Raw genomic sequence first — 20478 nt, forward strand, 5'->3', positions numbered from 1 at the left:
GGCGGCGGGGCCGCGGCCGCCCAGCCCGACCTGCTGCTGGTCCGGGTCAGCCGGGGACGCCTTGCCAGGGAGTTCCTGCTCGCGCCGCCGCTGCTGCTTGCGCTGGCGCTGCTGGTCGTCGGGCTGGCGGTCAATGCCGGCCGGCTCGGCATCGACCTGGCCGGGGGGCGGCTGCTGCCGGTCGGTGATCTGCCGGCGACCTGGGCGGAGTACCTGGCCACCTGGCATCCGGTCTTCGGAGGCACGGCGGCGCCCGCCCCGACCGCGCTGGCCGTGCTCGGCGGGCTCGGCGCGGTGCTCGCTCCGTTCGGCGGCCCGCCGGCCGGGGCCGCGGTGCTGCTGCTGGGTGACCTTCCGCTGGCCGGCCTGATCGCGTACGCCGCCACGAGGCGGATGCCGGTACGGCGTTGGGTGCGGGCGCTGGTGGCGGCGGGCTACGCGCTGCTGCCGCCGGCCACCGCCGCCGTCGCGCAGGGCCGGCTGGACGTGGTGGTCGTGCACATCCTGCTGCCGGCGGTGGTGGCGGGGATCGCCGCGCTGTTCGTGCGGGTGCGGGCGGTGACCGGGTCGACGGCGTGGCTGTCCACGGCCGCGGGGACGGCGTTCGGGCTGGCGGTGCTCGGCGCGTTCGCCCCGCTGGTGCACCTGCTGCTCGTGCTCTACGCGCTGGCCGGGTTCGTGGTGGTGCCTGGGCGTCGCGGGCACGGGCGGCGGCGGGTGGCGGCGCTGTTCGTGCTGGTGCTGATGCCGCTCGCGCTGCTGCTGCCGTGGCCGGCGGTGGTGATCCAGCATCCGGGGGTGGTGTTGCACGGCGTCGGCGCCTGGATGCGCGAGCCGCCGGTGTCGGCGGTGGATCTGGTCAGCCTGGATCCGGGCGGGCCGGGTGCGTGGCCGGTGGTCGGGTTGGCCGTGCCGGTCGCGCTGCTGGCCGGGTTGGTGATCCGGCCGCACCGGGCGATGCTGCCCGGGCTGGCGCTGCTGGCGCTGGGTGTCGGGGCGGTTGCCGGGGTGCGAGTGTTTCCTGCCGCACCGGTGACCGGGGGTGCGCCGACGCAGGCCTGGGCGGGCGCCGCGCTGCTCGTCGCGGGGTGGGGAGCGCTGTGGGGACTGCTCGGCGCCTGCCGGCCCAAGCCGGCCGGCGATCCGGCGGTGCTGGTCCGGGTGGCGACCGTGCTCGGGGTGCTCGGCGTCGCCGCGCTCGGGGTCGGGGTGCTGGTGGCCGGGCGGCAGGGGCCGCTGCGCGACGGCGGCGGGCCGCAGCTCGCCTCGACGCTGCGGCACGAGCTGGAGCTGACCGGGCGGTCGGTGCTGCTGGTGCCGGCCGACCCGGCCGAGCCGGTGCGTCAGGTCGCCGGCCGGGAGCCGCGGTTCGCCGACGACGATCTCCCGCCGGTGCCGAGCGCGGAGGCCCGGCTCGGCCGCCTCGGCGAGGATCTGCGCTCGGCGGAGCCGCAGCGGGTGCGGGCGGCGATCGCCGGGGCCGCCGCCGCGGGGGTGGTCTTCGTGGTGCTGCCCGACACCGGCACGGCCGACCGGGTCCGGTCCGCGGCCGGCGAGCTCGTCTCCCTTGGACCGTCTACTGAGGACGGGCGGCCTGTGCTGCGGGTGCAGCTGGCCGCCGGTCAGGTCACGCTGCTGTCCCCGGAGCTGGCCAAGCAGGCGGCCACCGGCGGGGCTCCGCCGGGTGCCCTCGGCACGGCCGGGATCGTGCCGGTCGAGGCCGCCCCGCCGGACGTGGCGGTGCGGGTCTCCGACGGGCCAGAGGGCCGGCTGCTGGTGATCGCCGCGGAGGAGGAGCCCGGCTGGCGGGCCACTGTGGACGGTCGGCAGGTTCCGATCGTCCGCGCCTGGGCCCACTTCGTCGGCGTTCCGGTCCCCACAAGGGCCGCCGACGTCGTGGTCGAGCAGCCAACCGCGCCGCGCAGCGTGCTGCTGCTCATCCAGGCGGCCGCCGTGCTCTTCACCCTCCTTACGGCGATCCCCGGCCGCCGGCCGGCCTAGCTCGCCGCCGGCACCCAGTTTCCGTGGAAGCCAGCCGGAACCCGTTGCGGCACATGGATGCTGGCGATCGGCTCCAGGGTCGCGGCGTCGAGCAGGACGAGGTCGCTGCGGTCGGTCGCGGCGTCGTAGACGAAGCCCATCAGCACGCCGTCGTCCTCGCCGGCGTCCGGGCCGTTCGGCTCGAACACGAACTCGCCGAGCTGCTTGCCCTCGCCGAACGTCCGGGTCTCGGTGCTGCCCCGGGTCAGGTCGTGCTTGAGCAGGCAGTCGCCCGCGACCGCATAGCCGTAGCGGTGCCGGTGGCCGACCAACCGCTCGTCGAGACGCGGGAACTCCTGCGGCCGGTCGCACAGCCGTTCCTCGCGCACCTTGCCCGCGCGGAGATCGACGGTCCACCGGTCCAGTGCCGGCGGGCCCTCGTCGGGGCCGAGCAGGCAGGTGTCGAACATCTTCGGGTGCCGCACGACGTCGAGCACGATCTCGTCGCCGTCGTCGTAGGCGTTGAGCGGGTGGAACACATAGCACGGCTCGACGTCGAACCAGCGCACCGGCCCGCCGTCCCGCGCCATGACACCGACCCGCGCGGGGTACGAGGGATTCCAGCGGTACGGGAACAGTCCGGACGGGCGCATGCTCCGGCTCGCCGCGGCCACCAGCGGGCTGGGCACCCGCACCCGCCCGATGATCGCGGACAGCACCAGCCGGGCCGCCGCGCGCAGCGGCCGCGGCACGGCCACCTCCGCGGCCCGCCGGACGTCGAACGTGACCGGAAGGTCGTAGAGCACGACGTGGTTCCGGGTGAGTGAGAACGCGTGCATCATCGGGCTGCCGGCCACCTCGACGTCGATCACGCGCCGGGCCCGCCCGTCGGCGCCGAGCACCGAGTACTGCACCGTGTTGCCGCGGCCGAAGTGGTACGACACCGCGTGCAGCTCGCCGGTCCCGGGATCGCGCAGCGGGTGCGCGGTGTACCCGCCGCGGATCGTGCCGTCGAAGTCGCACGGCCCGACGGTGTCCAGCTCCTCGGTGAGCTCGTAGTTGGCGTTGCCGCCCTCGACCAGCGCGAGCGTCCGGCCGGCGTGCCCGATCACGTTGGTGTTGGCGCCGATCACCTCGAAGCCCGCGCGGTGCCGGGACTTCCCGCCGGGCCGCACCCAGCGGTTGCGGTACCACTCGGCCCGGCCGCCGCGGATGCGGACGCCGTGCACCATGCCGTCGCCCATGAACCAGTTGTAGGCGGCCGGGTCGATCTCGCCCGCCGGGTTGGGGCCGTTGCGCAGGTACCGGCCGTCGAGGTGCTCCGGGATGGCGCCGGTGACCTCGAGGTCGTAGCTGGTGATCTCCTCGCGCACCGGGGCGAAGCCGCCCTCGAGATACCCGTTGCCCATGACGCCTCCGTTGCTGAATAACTTTGTTATCTCCATGGATAACATAGTTATGGCAGAATGGCAATGGTGAGCGTGGACGAGCCGGCCAACACCCGGGAGCGGCTGCTCGAGGCGGCCATCAAGCTGCTGGCGAGCAACGGACCCGAGGGCCTGCAGGCCCGGAAGGTGGCCTCCGAGATCGGCGCGTCCACGATGGCGGTGTACACGCACTTCGGCGGCATGCCCCAGCTCACCGAGGCGATCGTGCGCGAGGGCTTCCGGCGCCTGGACCAGCAACTGTCCACAGTAGAACCGACAAGGGACCCGGTTGCCGACCTGTTCGCGCTCGGCCTGGCCTACCGGGCGCACGCGCTGGACAACCCGCAGCTCTACCGGCTGATGTTCGGGCTGTCCATGCCGCTGCCCCGGCGCGGCACCCGGCGCAACCTGCTCACCGCCGCGGGCGTCCCCACCGACCTGGCCGAGGGGCAGACCGCGTTCCAGCACCTGGTCACCGCGCTGACCCGGGTGATCGACTCGGGCCGGACCCGCAAGGAGGACCCCAAGCGGGCCGCCGCGCAGGTCTGGAGCGCCATCCACGGCTACGTCCTGCTGGAGATCGCCGGCTTCTTCGGCCGGGACGGCCGCGGCGTCGAGCAGGTGCTCCAGCCGCTCGGGATCAGCCTCGCCGTGGGTCTCGGCGACACGGTCAGGGCCGCCACCCGCTCCGCCCGCGCGGTGCAGCGGCGGGCTGTGACATTTCAAGGTGAGGGCCAGCCTGGGAACACTACTCCGCGTCGTTGACCTGCGATTGCGGATGTCCGGCCACTCGGGCGGATCTCCGGCCCACCCTCGCTGGGCCGGAGGCCCTCACTAGGACTCGCCCTCGATGACCCCGGGGTCCAGGCCGAGGTAGCTGGCCACCTGCTCGACGAGGATCTCGTGCACCAGGTCGGCCAGGTCGGCGCTGTCCTTGGCGCGGGCCTCCAGCGGGCGGCGGTAGAGCACGATGCGGGCCCGGGTGGGCATGCCGCGGCGGTCGAGGCCGGCGGGGACGAGGCGGGCAAGGGGGACGCCGGCGTCGGCGAGGACCCCCTCGGGCGCGGTCTGGGTGCGCTCGGTGCCCTCCACCTCGGGCACATCGTCCACGGCCACGTCCAGCTTGGTCAGCTCGGTCCGCCAGCGTGCCTCGATCGGCTCCAGCGCCTCGAGCACGAGCGCGTCGAACCGCTGGGCGCGGGTACTGGCCGCGGGCAGGGTCGCCGGGAACAGCGAGCCGCGCAGCCCGCGGCCGTGCCGGTCCCGCCGGCGCCGGCCCCGCGGGGAGAGGTTTCGATACCTGCGGCCGCTCACCACGATCAGCAGACTAGCTGCAGGCCAGAGACACTTGATGCGAGGGCGAAGCGCAAGCGGTGGCATCTGCCGATGTGACGTGCGGTTGCGTAGGAAAATCGCTCGGGCTGGCCCCGGCCGGCCCTCGCGATTTTTGGCCCTCGCAGGCGGTGTGGCTCCGCGGCCGCGCGCAGAACAGACGCTAGTGTCACCCATCGTGCGAAGCGTGAGGCGGTGTTCGCGGGCCGGGTGTGCCAATCCGGCGGTCGCCACGCTCACCTACGCCTACGCCGACTCCACGGCGGTGGTCGGCCCGCTGGCCACCTACTCCGAGCCGCACAGCTACGACCTGTGCGAGGAGCACGCGCTGCGGCTGACGGTCCCGCGCGGCTGGGAGGTCGTCCGGCACGACGGCGAGTTCACCCCGCCCGCGCCGTCCGTGGACGACCTGACCGCGCTGGCCGAGGCGGTGCGCGAGGCCGGCCGGGTGGACCGTCCGGTCGAGCCGCCGGCCGACGTCGACCAGCTTGCCGGCCGGCGCGGGCATCTGCGGGTCCTGCCCGACCCGTTGGCCGATTAGGGCTCACGCAAAGGGAGTTGCGGCAATCATGATGACCACCGAGCGCGCCGGTGCCGAAGGCGTCGCGCGCAGAGTCGCATAAGGCTCTCGATAGGCTTTCGTAGTACTGCTGGGCCGTTGTCTGGAGCTTCTCGTGCGCGATCTGTCCGCCGTGTTCAAGGCCTACGACATCCGGGGGGTGGTGGGCGAGCAGCTCGACACCGACCTCGTGCGCGACATCGGCACCGCCTTCGCGCGCCTGGTCGGCGGCCCGGCCATCGTGATCGGCCACGACATGCGCGCGTCCTCGCCGGGCCTTGCCGGGGCGTTCGCCGACGGCGCCCGGCAGGAGGGCGTCGACGTGATCATGATCGGGCTGGCAAGCACCGACATGCTCTACTTCGCCTCCGGGCAGCTCAACCTGCCCGGCGCGATGTTCACCGCCAGCCACAACCCGGCCAAGTACAACGGCATCAAGCTGTGCCGGGCCGGCGCGGCGCCGATCGGCCAGGACACCGGCCTTGCCGACATCCGGCGCGAGGTCGAGCGTGGCGCCCAGCCGAGCCCCGGCGTCGCGCCCGGCCGGCTCGAGACCCGCGACCTGCTCGCCGACTACGCCGCCTACCTGCGCCGCCTTGTCGACCTGTCCGGCAGCCGGCCGCTGAAGGTCGTCGTGGACGCCGGCAACGGGATGGGCGGCTACACCGTGCCGTCGGTGTTCGAGGGCCTGCCGATCGAGGTCGTGCCGATGTACTTCGAGCTCGACGGCACGTTCCCCAACCACGAGGCCAACCCGCTCGATCCGAAGAACATCGTGGACCTGCAGGCCAGGGTCCGCGCCGAGCACGCAGACGCCGGCCTGGCCTTCGACGGCGACGCCGACCGCTGCTTCGTCGTCGACGAACGCGGCGAGCCGGTCTCGCCGAGCGCGATCACCGCCCTGGTCGCCGTGCGCGAGCTGGCCAAGGAGCCGGGCGCCATCGTGATCCACAACCTGATCACGTCGCACGCCGTGCCGGAGATCGTCGCCGAGCACGGCGGTCAGCCGGTGCGCACCCGCGTCGGCCATTCGTTCATCAAGGAGGAGATGGCCAAGACCGGCGCGATCTTCGGCGGCGAGCACTCCGCGCACTACTACTTCCGCGACTTCTGGCGCGCCGACACCGGAATGCTGGCCGCGCTGCACGTGCTGGCCGCGCTCGGCTTGCAGGACGGGGCAGGGGGTGGCGGGGCGGGAAAGACACTGTCCGAGCTCACCGCCGAGTACTCCCGGTACGCGGCCTCCGGCGAGGTCAACTCCACCGTCGACGACCAGGCCGGCCGGATGGCCGCGGTGCGCGAGGCCTTCGCCGCCCGGCCCGGCGCCGAGGTCGACGAGCTGGACGGTCTCACCGTGCAACTGCCGAACCGGAGCTGGTTCAACCTGCGCCCGTCCAACACCGAACCCCTGCTGCGGCTCAACGTCGAGGCGCCCGACGAGGCCGCGGTCGCCGCGCTACGGGACGAGGTGCTGGCAATCGTGCGTGGCTGAGCCGCCGGCACGGCACACTGGATTTCGAGGAGGAGAGATGGCAGTCACGCTCGACCCACAGCTGTTAGAGATCCTCGCGTGTCCGTCCGACGACCACGCCCCGCTGCGCACCGGGACCCCCACCGACCCCGACGCCGACGTCCTCACCTGCACGTCCTGCGGTCGCCAGTTCCCGGTCAACGACGGCATCCCCGTGCTGCTGCTCGACGAGGCCACTCCACCCGTGACGAGCGAGGCACCCGAACCCGCACCCGCAGACCAGTGAGCCCGCAAACCGATGACACGCTGCTGGACGACCCGGCCCGGCTGACCGAGGTCGACTCCGAGGGCCTGCTGCGCGCCGCCGCGCAGGCCGGCGCCCAGGTGCGGGCGACCATGGAGAGCGCGGCCGAGGCCGACCTCGACCGGCTCGCCGGCGTTCGGCCGCGGGCCCTCGTCCTGATCACCCGGCCCGGCCTGGCCCCGGCCGCCAACCGCGTGGTCGCCGCGCTGCTGCAGTCCACCTGCCCGGTCCCGCTCGTGCTCACCGACGCGGTGCCCAGCTGGATCGGCCCGCTCGACGTCGTCATCGGCCACACCGACGATCCCGGCGACATCGTGCTCGCCGAGTCCGTCGACCGGGCCGGCCGGTACGGCGCCAGCGTGGTGCTCACCGCGCCCGAGGACGGGCCGGTCGCGGCCGCCGCGGCCGGCAAGGCGGTGCTGCTGCCGCCGCGGGTGTGGGTGCCACCCGGCTTCGGCTTCGCCAGGGTGCTGGCCGCCGGGCTGCTCACGGTGCGCACGCTCGGCCTGCTGGACGCCGAGATCGCCGCGCTTGCCGACGAGCTCGACCGGGAGGCCGAGCGCGACCACCTGCAGCACGAGTCGTTCGTCAACCCGGCCAAGTCGCTCGCGCTGCGGCTGGCCGACCGCAGCCCGCTGCTGTGGGGCCTCGACGACGTGGCCACCGCCGTCGCCGGGCACGCCGTACAGGTGCTGGCCACGCACACCGACCGGGTCTGCCACGTGGCCGGCTATCCGCAGGCGATGAGCGGCACCGCGCTGCACAGGGCGGCCGTGCAGGCGTCGTCCGGGCAGGACATCTTCGCCGATCCCGACGACCTCGATCCCGGCCAGGCGTCCCCGCTGCGGGTGTTCCTGCTCGCGGTCCGCTCGGCGCCCGGGGATCCCGTGCGCCGGCTGGCTTCGGAGACGCTGCCCGGCGCGGACGTGCTGGCCCCGGTCGAGGAGATCAACGCCGACGCCGCGGCCTGCGCCGCCGTGCTGGCCCTGCGCTTCGAGCTGGCCGCGCTCTACCTGGGCCTGGCCGCGGGCACGACCGGTGGATCCGGCCGCTACGCGCCGGTCCGGGCTTGAGGCCGGCCGTGGAGCACCTGCGCAACGCCGTTCGGCCGTACGCCTGGGGATCCCGCACCACCATCGCCGAGTTGCTCGGCCGCCCGGTGCCGGCCCCGCACCCCGAGGCCGAGCTGTGGCTGGGCGCCCATCCCGGTGACCCGTCGCGGCTCGTCGGTCCCGACGGCGACGAGCGGACGCTGCTCGAGGTGGTGGCCGCCGACCCGGACGGGCAGCTCGGCTCGGCGGCGGCCGCGCGGTGGGGCCCCCGGCTGCCGTTCCTGCTCAAGATCCTCGCCGCCGAGGAGCCGCTGAGCCTGCAGGCGCACCCGTCGGCCGCGCAGGCCGCCGCCGGGTACGCCCGGGAGGAGGCCGCCGGGATCCCGCGGGACGCGGCGACCCGCAACTATCCCGACCCCACGGCGAAGCCCGAGCTGCTCTGCGCGCTCACCGAGTTCCACGCGCTTGCCGGGTTCCGCGATCCACATCGGACGGTCCGGCTGCTGCGCGCGATCCAGACGCCGGGCCTGGCCGCGCACGTCGACCTGCTCGCCGCGCAGCCGGACGGCGAGGGCCTGCGCGCGCTGTTCACCACCTGGATCACGCTGCCCCAGCCGGCCCTGGACAAGCTGGAGCCGGAGCTGCTGGACGCCTGCGTGGCGCATGTCCGCGAGCACGGCGAGTTCGAGGCCGAGTGCCGCACGGTCCTGCAGCTTGGCGAGAGCTACCCGGGCGACGCCGGCGTGCTGGCCGCGCTGCTGCTCAACCGGATCTCGCTGGCGCCGGGCGAGGCGATCTTCCTGCCGGCCGGCAACCTGCACACCTACCTGCAGGGCACCGGGGTGGAGATCCTGGCCAACTCCGACAACGTGCTGCGCGGCGGGCTGACCCCCAAGCACGTGGACGTGCCGGAGTTGTTGCGGGTGCTGGACTTCCGGTGCGGCGACATGCCGGTGCTGCGCGGGGAGCGGGCCGGCAACCGGTGGGTGTACCGCACGCCGGCGCCGGAGTTCGAGCTGTCCCGGCTCGAGTGGTCGGCCGGCGAGGACGCCGAGGAGGTGCTGCCCGGCGGCGTGCCGCAGATCATGATCTGTACGGCCGGCGCGGTCGAGGTGCGGGGCGACGGCGGGCCGGAGATCCGGCTGGGGCGCGGGGAGTCGCTGTGGGTTCCGGCCAGCGACCCGAAGATCACGCTGCGGCCGCTCGACGAATCCGGCGCCCAGGCGTTCGTGGCCACCGTGGGTTCGCCGGCCCCGGAGCCCGACACCCTCTAGGCTTCACCCCGACAAACCGGACAGACGCGAGGGAGCGGCCGTTGTCTACCGAGGGCAGCACGAGAGCGATTCTCGCGGCGCTCGCCGCCAACGCCGGAATCGCCACGGCCAAGTTCATCGGCGCGGCGATCACCGGATCGTCCTCGATGCTGGCCGAGGCCGTGCACTCCGTGGCCGACACGTCCAACCAGGGCCTGCTGCTGCTCGGGCAGAAGACCTCGCGGCGCAAGGCCGATCAGCAGCACCCGTTCGGCTACGGCCGGGACCGGTACTTCTACTCGTTCATCGTCGCGCTGCTGCTGTTCTCGCTCGGTTCGGTGTTCGCGCTCTACGAGGGCATCCACAAGATCCAGCACCCCGAGCCGCTCACCTCGGCGATCGTCGCGATCCTGATCCTGATCGTGGCCATCGCCCTCGAGACGTACAGCTTCATCACCGCGATCACCGAGTCGAAGAAGATCAAGGGCGACGTGTCCTGGTGGGGTTTCATCCGCCAGTCGCGCACCCCGGAACTGCCGGTGGTGCTGCTCGAGGACGCCGGCGCCCTGTTCGGCCTGTGCTTCGCCCTGTTCGGCGTGGGCCTCACCGTGATCACCGGCGACCCGGTGTGGGACGGCGTCGGCACCATCATGATCGGCATCCTGCTCGGCATCATCGCGATCATCCTGATCATCGAGATGAAGAGCCTGCTGATCGGCGAGGGCGCCACCCCCAAGGAGCACGACGCGATCTGCGACGCCCTCACCGCCGGCAAGGTCCAGCGCGTGATCCACATCCGCACCCAGTACCTCGGCCCCGAGGAACTGCTGGTGGCCGCCAAGATCGCCCTGGACCCCGGCCTCTCGCTGCAGGACGTCGCCCAGGCCATCGACGACGCCGAGCTCCGGGTGCGCACCGAGGTCCCCAACGCGCGGCTGATCTACCTCGAGCCCGACCTCGACCGCACCGTCGCCGCGGACCTCTAGCGGGAAGGTGGCCCTCGCTCCGCCCGGGAGCGGTGCCACGGCCACCTTCGCTTGGTCGCGGAGCCAAGGTGGCCTTCATCTGGCTGCGTGGAGCGAAGGCGGCTCTTGGTCCGGATCTGCGTGCGAAGGTGGCCATCGGTCGGCGGAAGTGAAGGTGCCCTTCGCCTCGAACGGGCGCCGCGGGGCGGCGGCCCCGGCCCTGGTCGCGCGGAGGATAGCTCTCCGGCCGGAACGTCGTTACTGTCGACCTATGCCGGGGAACGGTCTGTGGCGGACAAAGTCCATTGAACAGTCCATTGCGGACACTGACGAGCCGGATACCAGGCTGCGCAGGGATCTCAACGCCTGGGATCTGACCGTCTTCGGCGTCGCGGTGGTGATCGGCGCCGGGATCTTCACGCTGACCGCGCGGACGGCGGGCGACCTCACCGGGCCCTCGGTGTCGCTGTCGTTCGTGCTGGCGGCGGTCGCGTGCGCGCTGGCCGCCCTGTGCTACGCGGAGTTCGCGTCGACGGTGCCGGTCGCCGGGAGCGCGTACACGTTCTCCTACGCCACGTTCGGGGAGTTCCTCGCCTGGGTCATCGGGTGGGACCTGGTGCTGGAGTTCGCCGTGGGCGCGGCCGCGGTGGCCAAGGGCTGGTCGGTCTACCTGCAGACCGTGCTCGGCTACATCTTCGGCGACTCGGTGACGACCAGCACCAAGATCGGTGGGCTGACCGTGGACTGGGGCGCGCTGCTGCTTGTGGTCGTCCTTGCCGTGCTGCTGGTGCTGGGCACCAAGCTGTCGTCACGGGTCAGCCTGGTGATCACCTCGATCAAGGTCGCGATCGTGCTGTTCGTGATCCTGCTCGGGGCGTTCTACATCAAGTTCGCCAACTACCGCCCCTTCGTGCCGCCGCCGGCCGAGAGCGCGGCCGGGGGCAGCGGCGTCGAGCAGTCGCTGTTCTCCCTGATCGCGGGTAGCTCGGGGAGCACGTTCGGCCTGTTCGGGCTGCTGGCCGGCGCCTCGCTGGTGTTCTTCGCGTTCATCGGGTTCGACGTCGTGGCCACCACCGCGGAGGAGACCCGCAACCCGCAGCACGCCGTGCCGCGCGGCATCCTCGGCTCGCTGGCCATCGTCACGGTGCTCTACGTCGCCGTCGCGTTCGTGGTCACCGGCATGGTCAACTACCGGCAGCTGGCCACCACCACGACGCCGAGCGGCGCCCCGGACCGCAAGACCCTGGCCACCGCGTTCGCCGACAACGGCGTCGACTGGGCGGCCAACATCATCTCGATCGGTGCGCTCGCCGGGCTGACCACCGTGGTCATGGTGCTGATGCTCGGCCAGGTACGGGTGCTCTTCGCGATGTCGCGCGACGGCCTGCTGCCGCGGGCCCTCGCGCGCACCGGCGAGCACGGCACCCCAGTGCGGGCCACCGTGCTGGTCTCCGTGCTGATCGCGTTCGCCGCGACGTTCTTCGAGATCGGCCGGCTCGAGGAGATGGTCAACGTCGGCACCCTGTTCGCCTTCATCCTGGTCTCCGGCGGCGTGATCATCCTCCGCCGCACGCGTCCCGACCTGCACCGCGGCTTCCGCATGCCGGGCGTCCCCGTGCTGCCGATCCTGGCGATCCTGGCCTGCCTGTGGCTCATGTTGAACCTGACCGTGTTGACCTGGCTCCGCTTCGTCGCCTGGATGATCATCGGCGTGGTCATCTACTTCGCCTACGGCCGCCGCCGCTCCGTCCTCGGCGGGGCCCCCACCTCGACCCCGCTCCCCGTCACCGAGGCCAAGCCCACCGACCTGCCCGACCGCTAGTCGATGTGTATGATTGACTCGTCGCATACACATCGGAGGGAGCATGCGGACCAACATCGACATCGACGATGAACTGCTCGAGAAGGCCGCCGAGGCGCTAGGGACGAAGACCAAGAAGGCAACGGTCGAGGCTGCGCTGGAGCGCGTGGTGCGCCGGCACGCGCAGGCTCGCGTTCTCGAACTGCGTGGCACCGTCACATGGGAAGGCGACCTCGACGAGATGCGGCGCTCGCGAGAGTTCCCGCGGTGATCGTGGTCGACACCAGCGTGTGGATCGACTGGTTCGCTGATCGTTCGACTCCTCAAGTCGAGTATTTCGCGGACTGCCTCGAACGGACGTCAGAGGACTTCGCGCTGGTTGCCCTCACTTACACGGAGATTCTGCAAGGCCTGCGCGATGACAAGGACGTGCGTCGGGTCGAGCGGAACCTCTCGGCGTTCACCATCCTCGGGCTGTCGCACATGTCCGACTTCCGAGCCGGGGCCGGCCTGTATCGGGCCGCACGCAAGAACGGGTTCACCATCCGCAGCACGATCGACTGCCTCATCGCGGCCGTGTGCATTCGCGAGGATCTGCAACTCCTGCATTCGGATCGGGACTTCGACCGACTGGCCGAGCTGACCACATTGTCGGTAGTGGACTACTAGTGAATCTGCTCTGCCTGGACGTCGGTTCGACCTGGACCAAGGGTGCGCTGGTGTCGCCGGATGGGGAGTTGCTCGGTACCGGCCAACATGCGACGACTCCACCGGAGGTGATGCGCGGGATCGAAGCCGTGGCCCGGGAACTGGGGGCGGCTCACGCGGAGGTGCTGGCGTGCTCGTCGGCGGGCGGTGGGTTGCGGCTCGCCGTGGTGGGGCAGGAGCGACTGGTCAGCGCGGAGGCGGGGTACCGGGTGGCGCTGTCGGCCGGTGCGAAGGTGGTCCACGTCGCCAGCGGGAAACTGTCCGGCGCCGGGCTGCGGGAGTTGCGGGCGGCGCGGCCGGATGTGCTGCTGCTGGTGGGCGGTACCGACGGCGGCGACGAGAAGGTGTTGCTGCACAACGCCAAGCGGCTCGCGGCCAACCGGGTCCGGGCGCCGATCGTGCTGGCCGGCAACGTCAAGGCCCGGGACGCGGCCGTCGAGCTGCTGCGCGGCACCGGGCGCACGGTGGCGCCGACCGACAACGTGCTGCCCGACGTCGGGGAGCTGGCGCCCGGCCCGGCCCGGCGCGCGATCCGGGAGGTCTTCCTGCGGCACGTGATCGGCGGCAAGGGTCTGTCCCGCGGGCCCCGCTTCCGGCGGCTGGTGCGGACGGTCACGCCGGACGCGGTGCTGTCCGGCGTCGCCCGGTTGGCCGGGATCGTGGCCGCCGGCGCGGTGCTCGTGGTGGACGTCGGCGGCGCCACGACCGACGTCTACTCCGCGGTGTCCACTATGGACGACGAGGTGCACGCCGTCGGGCTGCCCGCCGATCGCCGCACGGTCGAGGGCGACATCGGCATGCGCTGGTCGGCGCCGGGCATCGTGGCCGAGGCGGTGTCCGAGCGGCTCATCGAGCCCGACGCCGCGCTGGCCGCCGCGGCCGACCGGCTGGCCGCGGAGGTCGGCACCGTCGTGTCCGATGTAGACATTCGGCTGGCCGCGCTCGCCGCGGTGCTGGCCATCCGCCGGCACCTGCGCATGATCGACGGCCGGCTCGGCGCGCACGGCGCCGGCCTGATCGTGCTGTCCGGCGGCGTCTTCCGGCACGCCACCGATCTCACCGAGGTCGAGCACGCGCTGCGCGCCGATCCCCTGCTGCGCCCGGTGCTGCGCGAGGCCGCGTCGACCGTCGACCGGGACTACGTCCTCGCCCCGGCCGGACTGCTCGCCGAGGCCGGGCACCTCCCCGCCGCCGACCGGCTGCTGGCCTCACACCTCGGTGGTGGTTGAGTTCCGTGGCGTGGGCAGCACCGTCGGCAGCCCGGCCGTCGGCAGCGGCGCGGGATCCAGCCCGGCCGCCAGCGCCACCGCGCGGTCCCACTCGGGGTCGGCCGTGTAGTTGCGGTGCCGCTGCACGCCGGGAGTCCAGCGCCGCCCAGGGAACGGGCCGAGCGGCGGATCGGGCAGCCAGTGATCGAGGCCGAGCACCAGCGCACCGCTCGGGGAGCGGCGCGCGGCCGGCAGGGGACCGGTGGTGCCGTCCGGGCGGAAGCCGACGCCGAGCAGCCGCCCGTCGCACACCTGACGCCGCCATGTCGTCACCGCGCCGCCGAGCGGATCGGTGCCCCGGCACAGCGCCCGCCACCGGGTGCCGAGCTCCCCGGCCAGCGCGGCCAGCGACTGGTGCGACACGACGCCGGGGAACGCGCGCAGGTAGGCCCACTGCAACGGGCAGCCGACCGTGATGAGCCCGATCCGCCTGCGCTCCGGCTCGTTGAGCGAGTTGAGTAGCCGAGCCGCGGCGACCGCGATCAGCACGGCGCCCTGGCTGTCGCCGGCGAGCACCACGCGGGTGCCGGGCTCGCGCAGGTGCTCCTCGGTCCGCGCGGCCAGCTCGGGCGCCACCTTGAGCGCGTAGCACGGCGGCACGATCGGGTGCGCCTCCCGCGGCCAGAAGCAGACCAGGTCGGCGATCAGCCCGAGGTGCCGGCCAGCGTCGGGCGCCCGCGCCGCGTTGTACACCGTCCGCAGCAGCCCGGCGACCAGCGCGCCGAGGGCCAGCACGCCGACCGTGGACAGCGGCATCATCCAGTCCGGCGGCCTCGACCCGGAGATCCGCATGAAGATCGAGATCGCGGTGCCCGCGCACAGCACCCCCGCGCCGGTCAGCATCAGGTGGTGCAGGTGCCGGCGCTGCCATCCGGCCCGCTGCCAGGCCCGCATGGCCGTCGGGATGTCGGCCGGGCGCGTCGCGTGCAGCATGCCGACCTGCGCGAAGCGCCGCCGCGACCGCGCGGACCGCCAGCCCCGCACGGCCGTGACGGCGGCGATCGGCACGGCGATGAGCACGCCGAGCGCCGCGCCCGCGCCCCACAGCAGGGTGATCGGCTCGTACCGCACCGGCAGCATCAACCGCTCGCCGAGCAGCCGGCGCACCGCGATGGCCAGCCCGGCGCCCAGACCCGCGCCCAGCAACGCGGCCATGGCCAGCACCGGCGCGGACATCCAGCCGCCGGCCCACGGCCGCAGCTCCCTCGGCGCGGTCCGCCAGCCCCGGCGGGCGATCAGCGCGGCCGGCACCAGCAGCACGCCGACCAGAACGACGATCCCGATCAGCGCGCCGGCCAGCGTCTCGACCGTGGTGTTGGTGCCCACCAGCGTGCCGGGCAACGGATCCTGCGCCGCCCCGACGGCCAGCACCAGCGCCACGCCGAGCCCCAGCAACACCCGCCGCGGCCACCGACCCAGCGCCGTGCGAACCCACCTGCCCATCCGCTCCGGCTGCGCGCCCGTCGGATCGTCGAGCACCAGCACGCCCAGCACGGCCACCGTGAGCAGCGCGAGCGCGACCGCCCACAGCGCCGCGTCCACTCCCCGGCCGGTCAGCTGGAACGGCCCGCCGACCGGCAGCAGCGCCACGGTCGCCAGCGCGGCCACCACGTGCAGCGCGCGCAGGGTCGGGGTGTCCGGGTCGGCAACGAGGTTGGTGCCGGGGAGGTCGACGGCCACGTTGGGCGGCGACGGCGGCGGGTTCGGCGAGGCCGTCACCTGCCAGGCCACGCTGGAGATCCGGTGCAGCACGACGATCACCAGCAGCACCGGCAGCAGCCCGATCGCCGGCCGCACCAGGTACGTCTCGCGCAGCCACCCGGGTACCGAGTTGGCAAGGCATTCCGAGCCGGGCGCAAGGCACTGCACGGCCAGCAGGTCGAGGCTGACCACCGCGGCCTGGGTGACCAGCAGCATGGTCAGCAGCACCGCGGCCAGCCGCAGCAGCGACCGGTTGGCAAGGCCGAGCCGGGCGGCGAGCCGGTGGCCGCGGGGCATCGGCGGCAGCATCCAGTGCGCCACGTTGGCCAGCGCGAACGGAAACAGCAGTGCCCAGGCCGCCTTCGACCACCCGCCGGAGGTCATGTCGCGCCAGACGTAGCCCTCGACGATCCGCGGGATGGACCGCCCCTCGGCCTCGAGCACCGGACCCGGCGCCGGCCGTTTCAGCCGGTCGGCCGGCCGGACGATGCGGCCGACGCCGTCCCCCGCGACGTCCACCGCGGCCACGGCGGACACCAGGGTCTCGGGCATCGTGCCCATGATCCCGTGCACGCGCAGCTCCACCACGCGGGTGTCCGGACCCGGTAGCAGCACGACCCTCCTTCGTCGCAACCTTGGGCGTCACTCGAGCGGCGATGTCCTCGCCATGAGTGGCGCTCCTGACATGTGGCTGCCAACGGTAGTGTTCAACGGGGCAAGTGTGCCCGCGGTACCGGCCACGCGGTACGGGATAGCTTGGAGGATGCGCGCGATGACCGCAGCAGAAGAGACCGGAGCCCGGTTCGCCAAGACGATCGGTGACATCGACTTCGCCGTGGCAGACCTGTCGCTCGCCGAGTTCGGACGCAAGGAGATCCGGCTCGCCGAGCACGAGATGCCCGGGCTGATGGCGCTGCGTCGCGAATACTCCGAGGTCTACCCGCTGCGCGGGGCCCGGATCTCCGGCTCGCTGCACATGACCGTGCAGACCGCCGTGCTGATCGAGACCCTGGTTGCGCTCGGCGCCGAGGTGCGCTGGGCGTCCTGCAACATCTTCTCCACCCAGGACCATGCGGCCGCCGCCGTCGTCGTCGGTCCACATGGGACACCGGAGGAGCCCAAGGGCACGCCGGTGTACGCCTGGAAGGGCGAGACGCTGGAGGAGTACTGGTGGTGCACCGAGAAGATGCTCACGTGGCCGGGCGACGCGCTGCCGAACATGCTGCTCGACGACGGTGGGGACGCCACCCTGCTGGTACACAAGGGAACCCAGTACGAGCAGGCCGGCGTCGTCCCGCAGGCCGACAGCGACGACCCCGAGGAGTGGAAGGTCATCCTCGACGTGCTGCGCCGCTCGCTCGCCTCGGACAGCACCAAGTGGACGCGGACGGGTGAGGCGATCCTCGGCGTCACCGAGGAGACCACCACCGGCGTGCTGCGGCTCTACCAGCTGGCCGCGGCCGGCGAGCTGCTGTTCCCGGCGATCAACGTGAACGACTCGGTCACCAAGTCCAAGTTCGACAACCGGTACGGCATCCGGCACTCGCTCATCGACGGCATCAACCGCGGCACCGACGTGCTGATCGGCGGCAAGGTGGCGGTGGTGTGCGGCTACGGCGACGTCGGCAAGGGCGCCGCGGAGTCACTGCGCGGCCAGGGCGCCCGGGTGATCGTCACCGAGATCGACCCGATCTGCGGGCTGCAGGCCGCCATGGACGGCTACGACGTGCAGACGCTGGAGAGCGTGCTGGACAAGGCGGACATCGTGATCACCACGACCGGCAACAAGGACGTGGTGCGGGTCGAGCACATGGCCCGGATGAAGCACCAGGCGATCCTCGGCAACATCGGCCACTTCGACAACGAGCTGGACATGGCCGGCCTGGCCCGCTACCCCGGCATCCGCCGGATCAACATCAAGCCCCAGGTCGACGAGTGGGTCTTCCCGGACGGCAAGTCGATCATCGTGCTGTCCGAGGGCCGCCTGCTCAACCTCGGCAACGCCACCGGCCACCCGTCGTTCGTGATGTCGAACAGCTTCTCCAACCAGGTGATCGCGCAGATCGAGCTGTTCACCAAGCACGAGGAGTACGACAAGGAGGTCTACCGCCTCCCCAAGAAGCTCGACGAGAAGGTGGCCCGCATCCACCTCCAGGCCCTCGGCGGCGAGCTCACCAAGCTCACCAAGGACCAGGCCGAGTACATCGGCGTGGACGTCGAAGGCCCCTACAAGCCGGAGCACTACCGCTACTGAGTCCGGCAAGCGGGCCCGGCGGTGACCGGACGGCCGCCACGCCGGGCCCGCGTCGTATCGGCGCGACGCCGGGCCGTCGGGTAGCATGGTCGTCGCGGAGGCCATAGAGGGCCGAAGAAGTGAGCCCGGTGGATGGTCGGACGGCCATCACGCCGGGCTTCGCGCTGTCTGGGGTCAATCGAGGTCGATGACGGCGGCGACGATGTGATCGATCCTCTTGCGCCAGTGCCCGCCCGCTCCTACGCACCACGCCACCGTGTCGGGGACCCAGAGCAAGCACTCGCTGGCCGAGTCGACATGCTCGTACACGAACCGGGTGTCGTGGGGGTGCCGGATCACGGCGGCCCGGATCGTCGCCTCGTCGTTGGTGTCCATCTCGGCTCGGCTGTCGAGCACGAGACGATGCGCGCCGCGGTTGAGGAGGTCTTGTGCCAGGCCGTCGATACACGCCTGTCGAGCCTGCTCCACACGGCGCTCGCGGGTGCGGTTGTAGACGTGCACCTCGATCGGGAGCCGGGCGATCGCCGCGCGAGCTGCCGCTGGCGGGGTTCCTTCTCTCGTTTGAAGTGCAGCTCGCGCTGACCGGGCAGGAGCAGGCCGCGCAGCTCACGCCGAAGTAACCGCAGGTTCACCGGTTCGGCTATGGCGACTGCGACGGTGTAGACGCAGCCACGGCGGGACTCGTCGGCGAAGGCGGGCACGGTCATGGTCACCGCATCCTCGCGGTGACCACCGACGACACTTACGGGTAGAGCTTTTCGCCGCGGGCAAGCATGTCGACGAACTGGGTGATGCGGCGGGCGCGGGTTTCGGGCTTCTTGGCGTCCTGGGTGCGGTGGAGGATGGCGTACCGGTTGCGACTGTCCAGGGTGGCGAAGAACGCCGCGGCCGCCGGGTTGGCGTCGAGGGCCGCGCGGAGGTCGTCCGGGACGGTGGCGTTCGCCGGGCTGGCATAGGCGGCGTCCCAGCGACCGTCGGCCTTCGCGGCCTCGACCTGGCGCAGGCCCGCCGGCTTCACCCGCCCGGCCTCGATCAGCGCGGTCACCCGGTCCCGGTTGATCTTCGACCACTTGCTGCGCTTGGTCCGCGGAGTGAACCGCTGCTGGTAGAACTGCTCGTCGACGCTGCGCGCCTGGCCGTCGATCCAGCCGTAGCACAGCGCCGACTCGACGGCCTCGGCATAGGTCACGCTGGCCACGCCGGAGCCCTTCTTGGCAAGCTTCACCCACACCCCGTCCGAGGTCTCGTGGTTCTCGTCCAACCACGCCTCGAACTCGGCCTGCGACGCGAACAGGATCACCCCTTCAGCGTAGCGATCAAGCAAGCCGAGCGTCCCGCACGACCACCCCGCCCGCTAGTTCGCCGACGGGTCCCCGGTGTAGACGGCGAGGGTCCGCTGAGCCATCGCCGCCGCCTCCGTCGGATCCGCGCCGGACGCCTCGTGCGCCACCCGCCAGGCATCGCTGCTTCGGGTCATGAAGGCCTTGGCCTCCGGCGATTGCAGCCATTCCCCGGGGTTGTCGATGCCTCCGCCGCGCAGGTGCAGGCCGAGGCCGAGCAGCGTGAGATCCCAGCCGACACCGACCGCGCCGGGCCCGAACTGCACCCAGTGCTCGGGATCGACGATGGCGATGTGCTCCAGCTCGAAGTCGGTGGTGTCGCCGCCGGCGCCTGCGGACAGTCGAACCTCCACCTCGGACGGCGGCAGCTCGCCGAACACCCAGGTCACCCGCAGCAGCCGGGGCGGCTCGCACTTCACGATCTCGCCGCCGGCATTGCCCTCGAGCTGGTACTTGCCGCCGAGGCGAAGATCCCCGCTGACCGGGAGGAACCAGCGGGGGATCCGCTCGGCGTTGGTGCACGCATCCCAGACGTCCTCGATCTCCGCGTCGTAGCGCCTGCGCAGGATCACGCTGCGGGCCTCGCTCCCGCCGAGCCGGCCGCTGCCGACCTCGCGCCGGATGTCGTTGATCTGCGTGACAATGTCGATCATTTGTCCTCCTTGGGTTTCGATGCCATACGGCGACGTTCGCGTTTGCCTCGGGCGAGCTCGGTGGCCAGCGCGTCGAGGTGCTGGCTCCAGAACCGGCGGAACTGCTCCAACCACATGTCGACCTCCCGCAGCGGTGCGGTGTCGACCGCGTACAGCCGCCGCGCCCCCTCGGCCCGGACCGTGGCAAATCCGTTGTCCCGCAACACCTTCAGGTGCTGCGACACCGCCGGCTGGGAGATCCCGAACTCCTCCTGGACGACCGTGCAGATCGCCCCGGAGGTGTGCTCGCCCTCGGTGAGCAGCTCCAGAATCCGGCGCCGGACCGGATCGCCCAGCACGTCGAACGCGTGCACGGCGGCAAGTTATCAGCGTCGACTTATATAAGTCAACACTAAATACCGAAGGCGTCC

19 protein-coding genes and 1 pseudogene are annotated in these 20478 nt (G+C 72.2%); 13 read left to right on the forward strand and 7 right to left on the reverse strand.

The window, feature by feature from the left end:
• Positions 1–2001 (forward strand): annotated as a pseudogene (locus VGX25_RS01200) (glycosyltransferase); the annotation flags it as partial.
• Here the strand turns inward: VGX25_RS01200 and VGX25_RS01205 are convergent.
• Positions 1998–3389: a carotenoid oxygenase family protein gene (locus VGX25_RS01205; protein ID WP_326915615.1), complete on the reverse strand. Its 1392-nt coding sequence runs from the start codon at positions 3387–3389 to the stop codon at positions 1998–2000. The pseudogene VGX25_RS01200 and the gene VGX25_RS01205 overlap by 4 nt on opposite strands.
• A 57-nt stretch (positions 3390–3446) precedes the next feature.
• Here VGX25_RS01205 and VGX25_RS01210 point away from each other — a divergent pair, with 57 nt between their 5' ends.
• Complete coding sequence (locus VGX25_RS01210; RefSeq protein ID WP_326915616.1) at positions 3447–4172, forward strand: TetR/AcrR family transcriptional regulator; 726 nt, start codon at positions 3447–3449, stop codon at positions 4170–4172.
• A gap of 69 nt (positions 4173–4241) precedes the next feature.
• Here VGX25_RS01210 and VGX25_RS01215 read toward each other — a convergent pair whose 3' ends face one another.
• The gene (locus tag VGX25_RS01215; RefSeq protein WP_414635699.1) at positions 4242–4724 is read right to left on the reverse strand and encodes a metallopeptidase family protein; all 483 of its coding nucleotides are present in this window, start codon (positions 4722–4724) and stop codon (positions 4242–4244) included.
• A gap of 193 nt (positions 4725–4917) precedes the next feature.
• Here VGX25_RS01215 and VGX25_RS01220 point away from each other — a divergent pair, with 193 nt between their 5' ends.
• The 10 genes from VGX25_RS01220 to VGX25_RS01265 all read left to right on the forward strand — a co-directional run bounded on the left by VGX25_RS01220 (position 4918) and on the right by VGX25_RS01265 (position 14081).
• Positions 4918–5280, forward strand: coding sequence for a DUF3499 domain-containing protein (locus VGX25_RS01220; RefSeq protein WP_326915618.1), 363 nt, complete (start codon positions 4918–4920; stop codon positions 5278–5280).
• Positions 5281–5413: 133 nt separating this feature from the next.
• Entirely contained in the window at positions 5414–6790 is a 1377-nt protein-coding gene (locus VGX25_RS01225; protein ID WP_326915619.1) for a phosphomannomutase/phosphoglucomutase, read from the forward strand.
• Between the two features lie 37 nt (positions 6791–6827).
• A complete protein-coding gene (locus tag VGX25_RS01230) occupies positions 6828–7055 on the forward strand; it encodes a Trm112 family protein (protein WP_326915620.1) in 228 nt (75 codons plus the stop codon).
• Entirely contained in the window at positions 7052–8146 is a 1095-nt protein-coding gene (locus tag VGX25_RS01235; RefSeq protein ID WP_326915621.1) for a hypothetical protein, read from the forward strand. The genes VGX25_RS01230 and VGX25_RS01235 overlap by 4 nt, the downstream gene beginning before the upstream one ends.
• 8 nt (positions 8147–8154) lie before the next feature.
• Entirely contained in the window at positions 8155–9399 is a 1245-nt protein-coding gene (gene manA / locus VGX25_RS01240; protein WP_326915638.1) for a mannose-6-phosphate isomerase, class I, read from the forward strand.
• A 41-nt stretch (positions 9400–9440) separates the two neighbouring features.
• The gene (locus VGX25_RS01245; protein ID WP_326915622.1) at positions 9441–10364 is read left to right on the forward strand and encodes a cation diffusion facilitator family transporter; all 924 of its coding nucleotides are present in this window, start codon (positions 9441–9443) and stop codon (positions 10362–10364) included.
• A gap of 250 nt (positions 10365–10614) precedes the next feature.
• A complete protein-coding gene (locus tag VGX25_RS01250) occupies positions 10615–12165 on the forward strand; it encodes an amino acid permease (RefSeq protein WP_326915623.1) in 1551 nt (516 codons plus the stop codon).
• Positions 12166–12208: 43 nt separating this feature from the next.
• Positions 12209–12415, forward strand: a complete 207-nt coding sequence (locus tag VGX25_RS01255; RefSeq protein ID WP_326915624.1) for a type II toxin-antitoxin system VapB family antitoxin — start codon at positions 12209–12211, stop codon at positions 12413–12415.
• A complete protein-coding gene (vapC, locus tag VGX25_RS01260; protein ID WP_326915625.1) occupies positions 12412–12813 on the forward strand; it encodes a type II toxin-antitoxin system VapC family toxin in 402 nt (133 codons plus the stop codon). Before VGX25_RS01255 ends, vapC begins: the two co-directional genes overlap by 4 nt.
• Positions 12813–14081: a glutamate mutase L gene (locus VGX25_RS01265; protein ID WP_326915626.1), complete on the forward strand. Its 1269-nt coding sequence runs from the start codon at positions 12813–12815 to the stop codon at positions 14079–14081. The genes vapC and VGX25_RS01265 overlap by 1 nt, the downstream gene beginning before the upstream one ends.
• Here the strand turns inward: VGX25_RS01265 and VGX25_RS01270 are convergent.
• Complete coding sequence (locus VGX25_RS01270; RefSeq protein ID WP_326915627.1) at positions 14061–16436, reverse strand: hypothetical protein; 2376 nt, start codon at positions 16434–16436, stop codon at positions 14061–14063. The genes VGX25_RS01265 and VGX25_RS01270 overlap by 21 nt on opposite strands.
• A gap of 157 nt (positions 16437–16593) precedes the next feature.
• On the opposite strand from VGX25_RS01270, the gene ahcY reads away from it, so the two are divergent.
• Positions 16594–18075: an adenosylhomocysteinase gene (gene ahcY / locus VGX25_RS01275; protein WP_326915628.1), complete on the forward strand. Its 1482-nt coding sequence runs from the start codon at positions 16594–16596 to the stop codon at positions 18073–18075.
• A gap of 174 nt (positions 18076–18249) precedes the next feature.
• Here ahcY and VGX25_RS01280 read toward each other — a convergent pair whose 3' ends face one another.
• The 4 genes from VGX25_RS01280 to VGX25_RS01295 form a co-directional block, all read right to left on the reverse strand.
• Positions 18250–18576: a hypothetical protein gene (locus VGX25_RS01280; protein ID WP_326915629.1), complete on the reverse strand. Its 327-nt coding sequence runs from the start codon at positions 18574–18576 to the stop codon at positions 18250–18252.
• Positions 18577–18817: 241 nt separating this feature from the next.
• Complete coding sequence (locus tag VGX25_RS01285; RefSeq protein ID WP_326915630.1) at positions 18818–19375, reverse strand: YdeI/OmpD-associated family protein; 558 nt, start codon at positions 19373–19375, stop codon at positions 18818–18820.
• Positions 19376–19429: 54 nt separating this feature from the next.
• Positions 19430–20068 carry an SRPBCC family protein gene (locus VGX25_RS01290; protein WP_326915631.1) on the reverse strand — a complete coding sequence of 213 codons (639 nt, stop codon included), beginning with the start codon at positions 20066–20068 and terminating at the stop codon, positions 19430–19432.
• On the reverse strand, positions 20065–20421 hold the full coding sequence (locus VGX25_RS01295) for a metalloregulator ArsR/SmtB family transcription factor (protein WP_326915632.1): 357 nt from the start codon (positions 20419–20421) through the stop codon (positions 20065–20067). The genes VGX25_RS01290 and VGX25_RS01295 overlap by 4 nt, the downstream gene beginning before the upstream one ends.
• Positions 20422–20478: the final 57 nt, after the last annotated feature.

This window comes from Actinophytocola sp. (assembly GCF_035942955.1).
In the GTDB taxonomy this organism is placed as follows: domain Bacteria; phylum Actinomycetota; class Actinomycetes; order Mycobacteriales; family Pseudonocardiaceae; genus DASYTH01.

Excerpts from the sequence above, each read along its gene's own strand:
- VGX25_RS01205 (WP_326915615.1), bottom strand. The coding sequence starts at position 3,389 with ATGGGCAACGGGTATCTCGAGGGCGGCTTCGCCCCGGTGCGCGAGGAG.
- VGX25_RS01210 (WP_326915616.1), top strand. The coding sequence starts at position 3,447 with ATGGCAATGGTGAGCGTGGACGAGCCGGCCAACACCCGGGAGCGGCTG.
- VGX25_RS01230 (WP_326915620.1), top strand. The coding sequence starts at position 6,828 with ATGGCAGTCACGCTCGACCCACAGCTGTTAGAGATCCTCGCGTGTCCG.
- VGX25_RS01250 (WP_326915623.1), top strand. The coding sequence starts at position 10,615 with ATGCCGGGGAACGGTCTGTGGCGGACAAAGTCCATTGAACAGTCCATT.
- VGX25_RS01255 (WP_326915624.1), top strand. The coding sequence starts at position 12,209 with ATGCGGACCAACATCGACATCGACGATGAACTGCTCGAGAAGGCCGCC.
- ahcY (WP_326915628.1), top strand. The coding sequence starts at position 16,594 with ATGACCGCAGCAGAAGAGACCGGAGCCCGGTTCGCCAAGACGATCGGT.
- VGX25_RS01290 (WP_326915631.1), bottom strand. The coding sequence starts at position 20,068 with ATGATCGACATTGTCACGCAGATCAACGACATCCGGCGCGAGGTCGGC.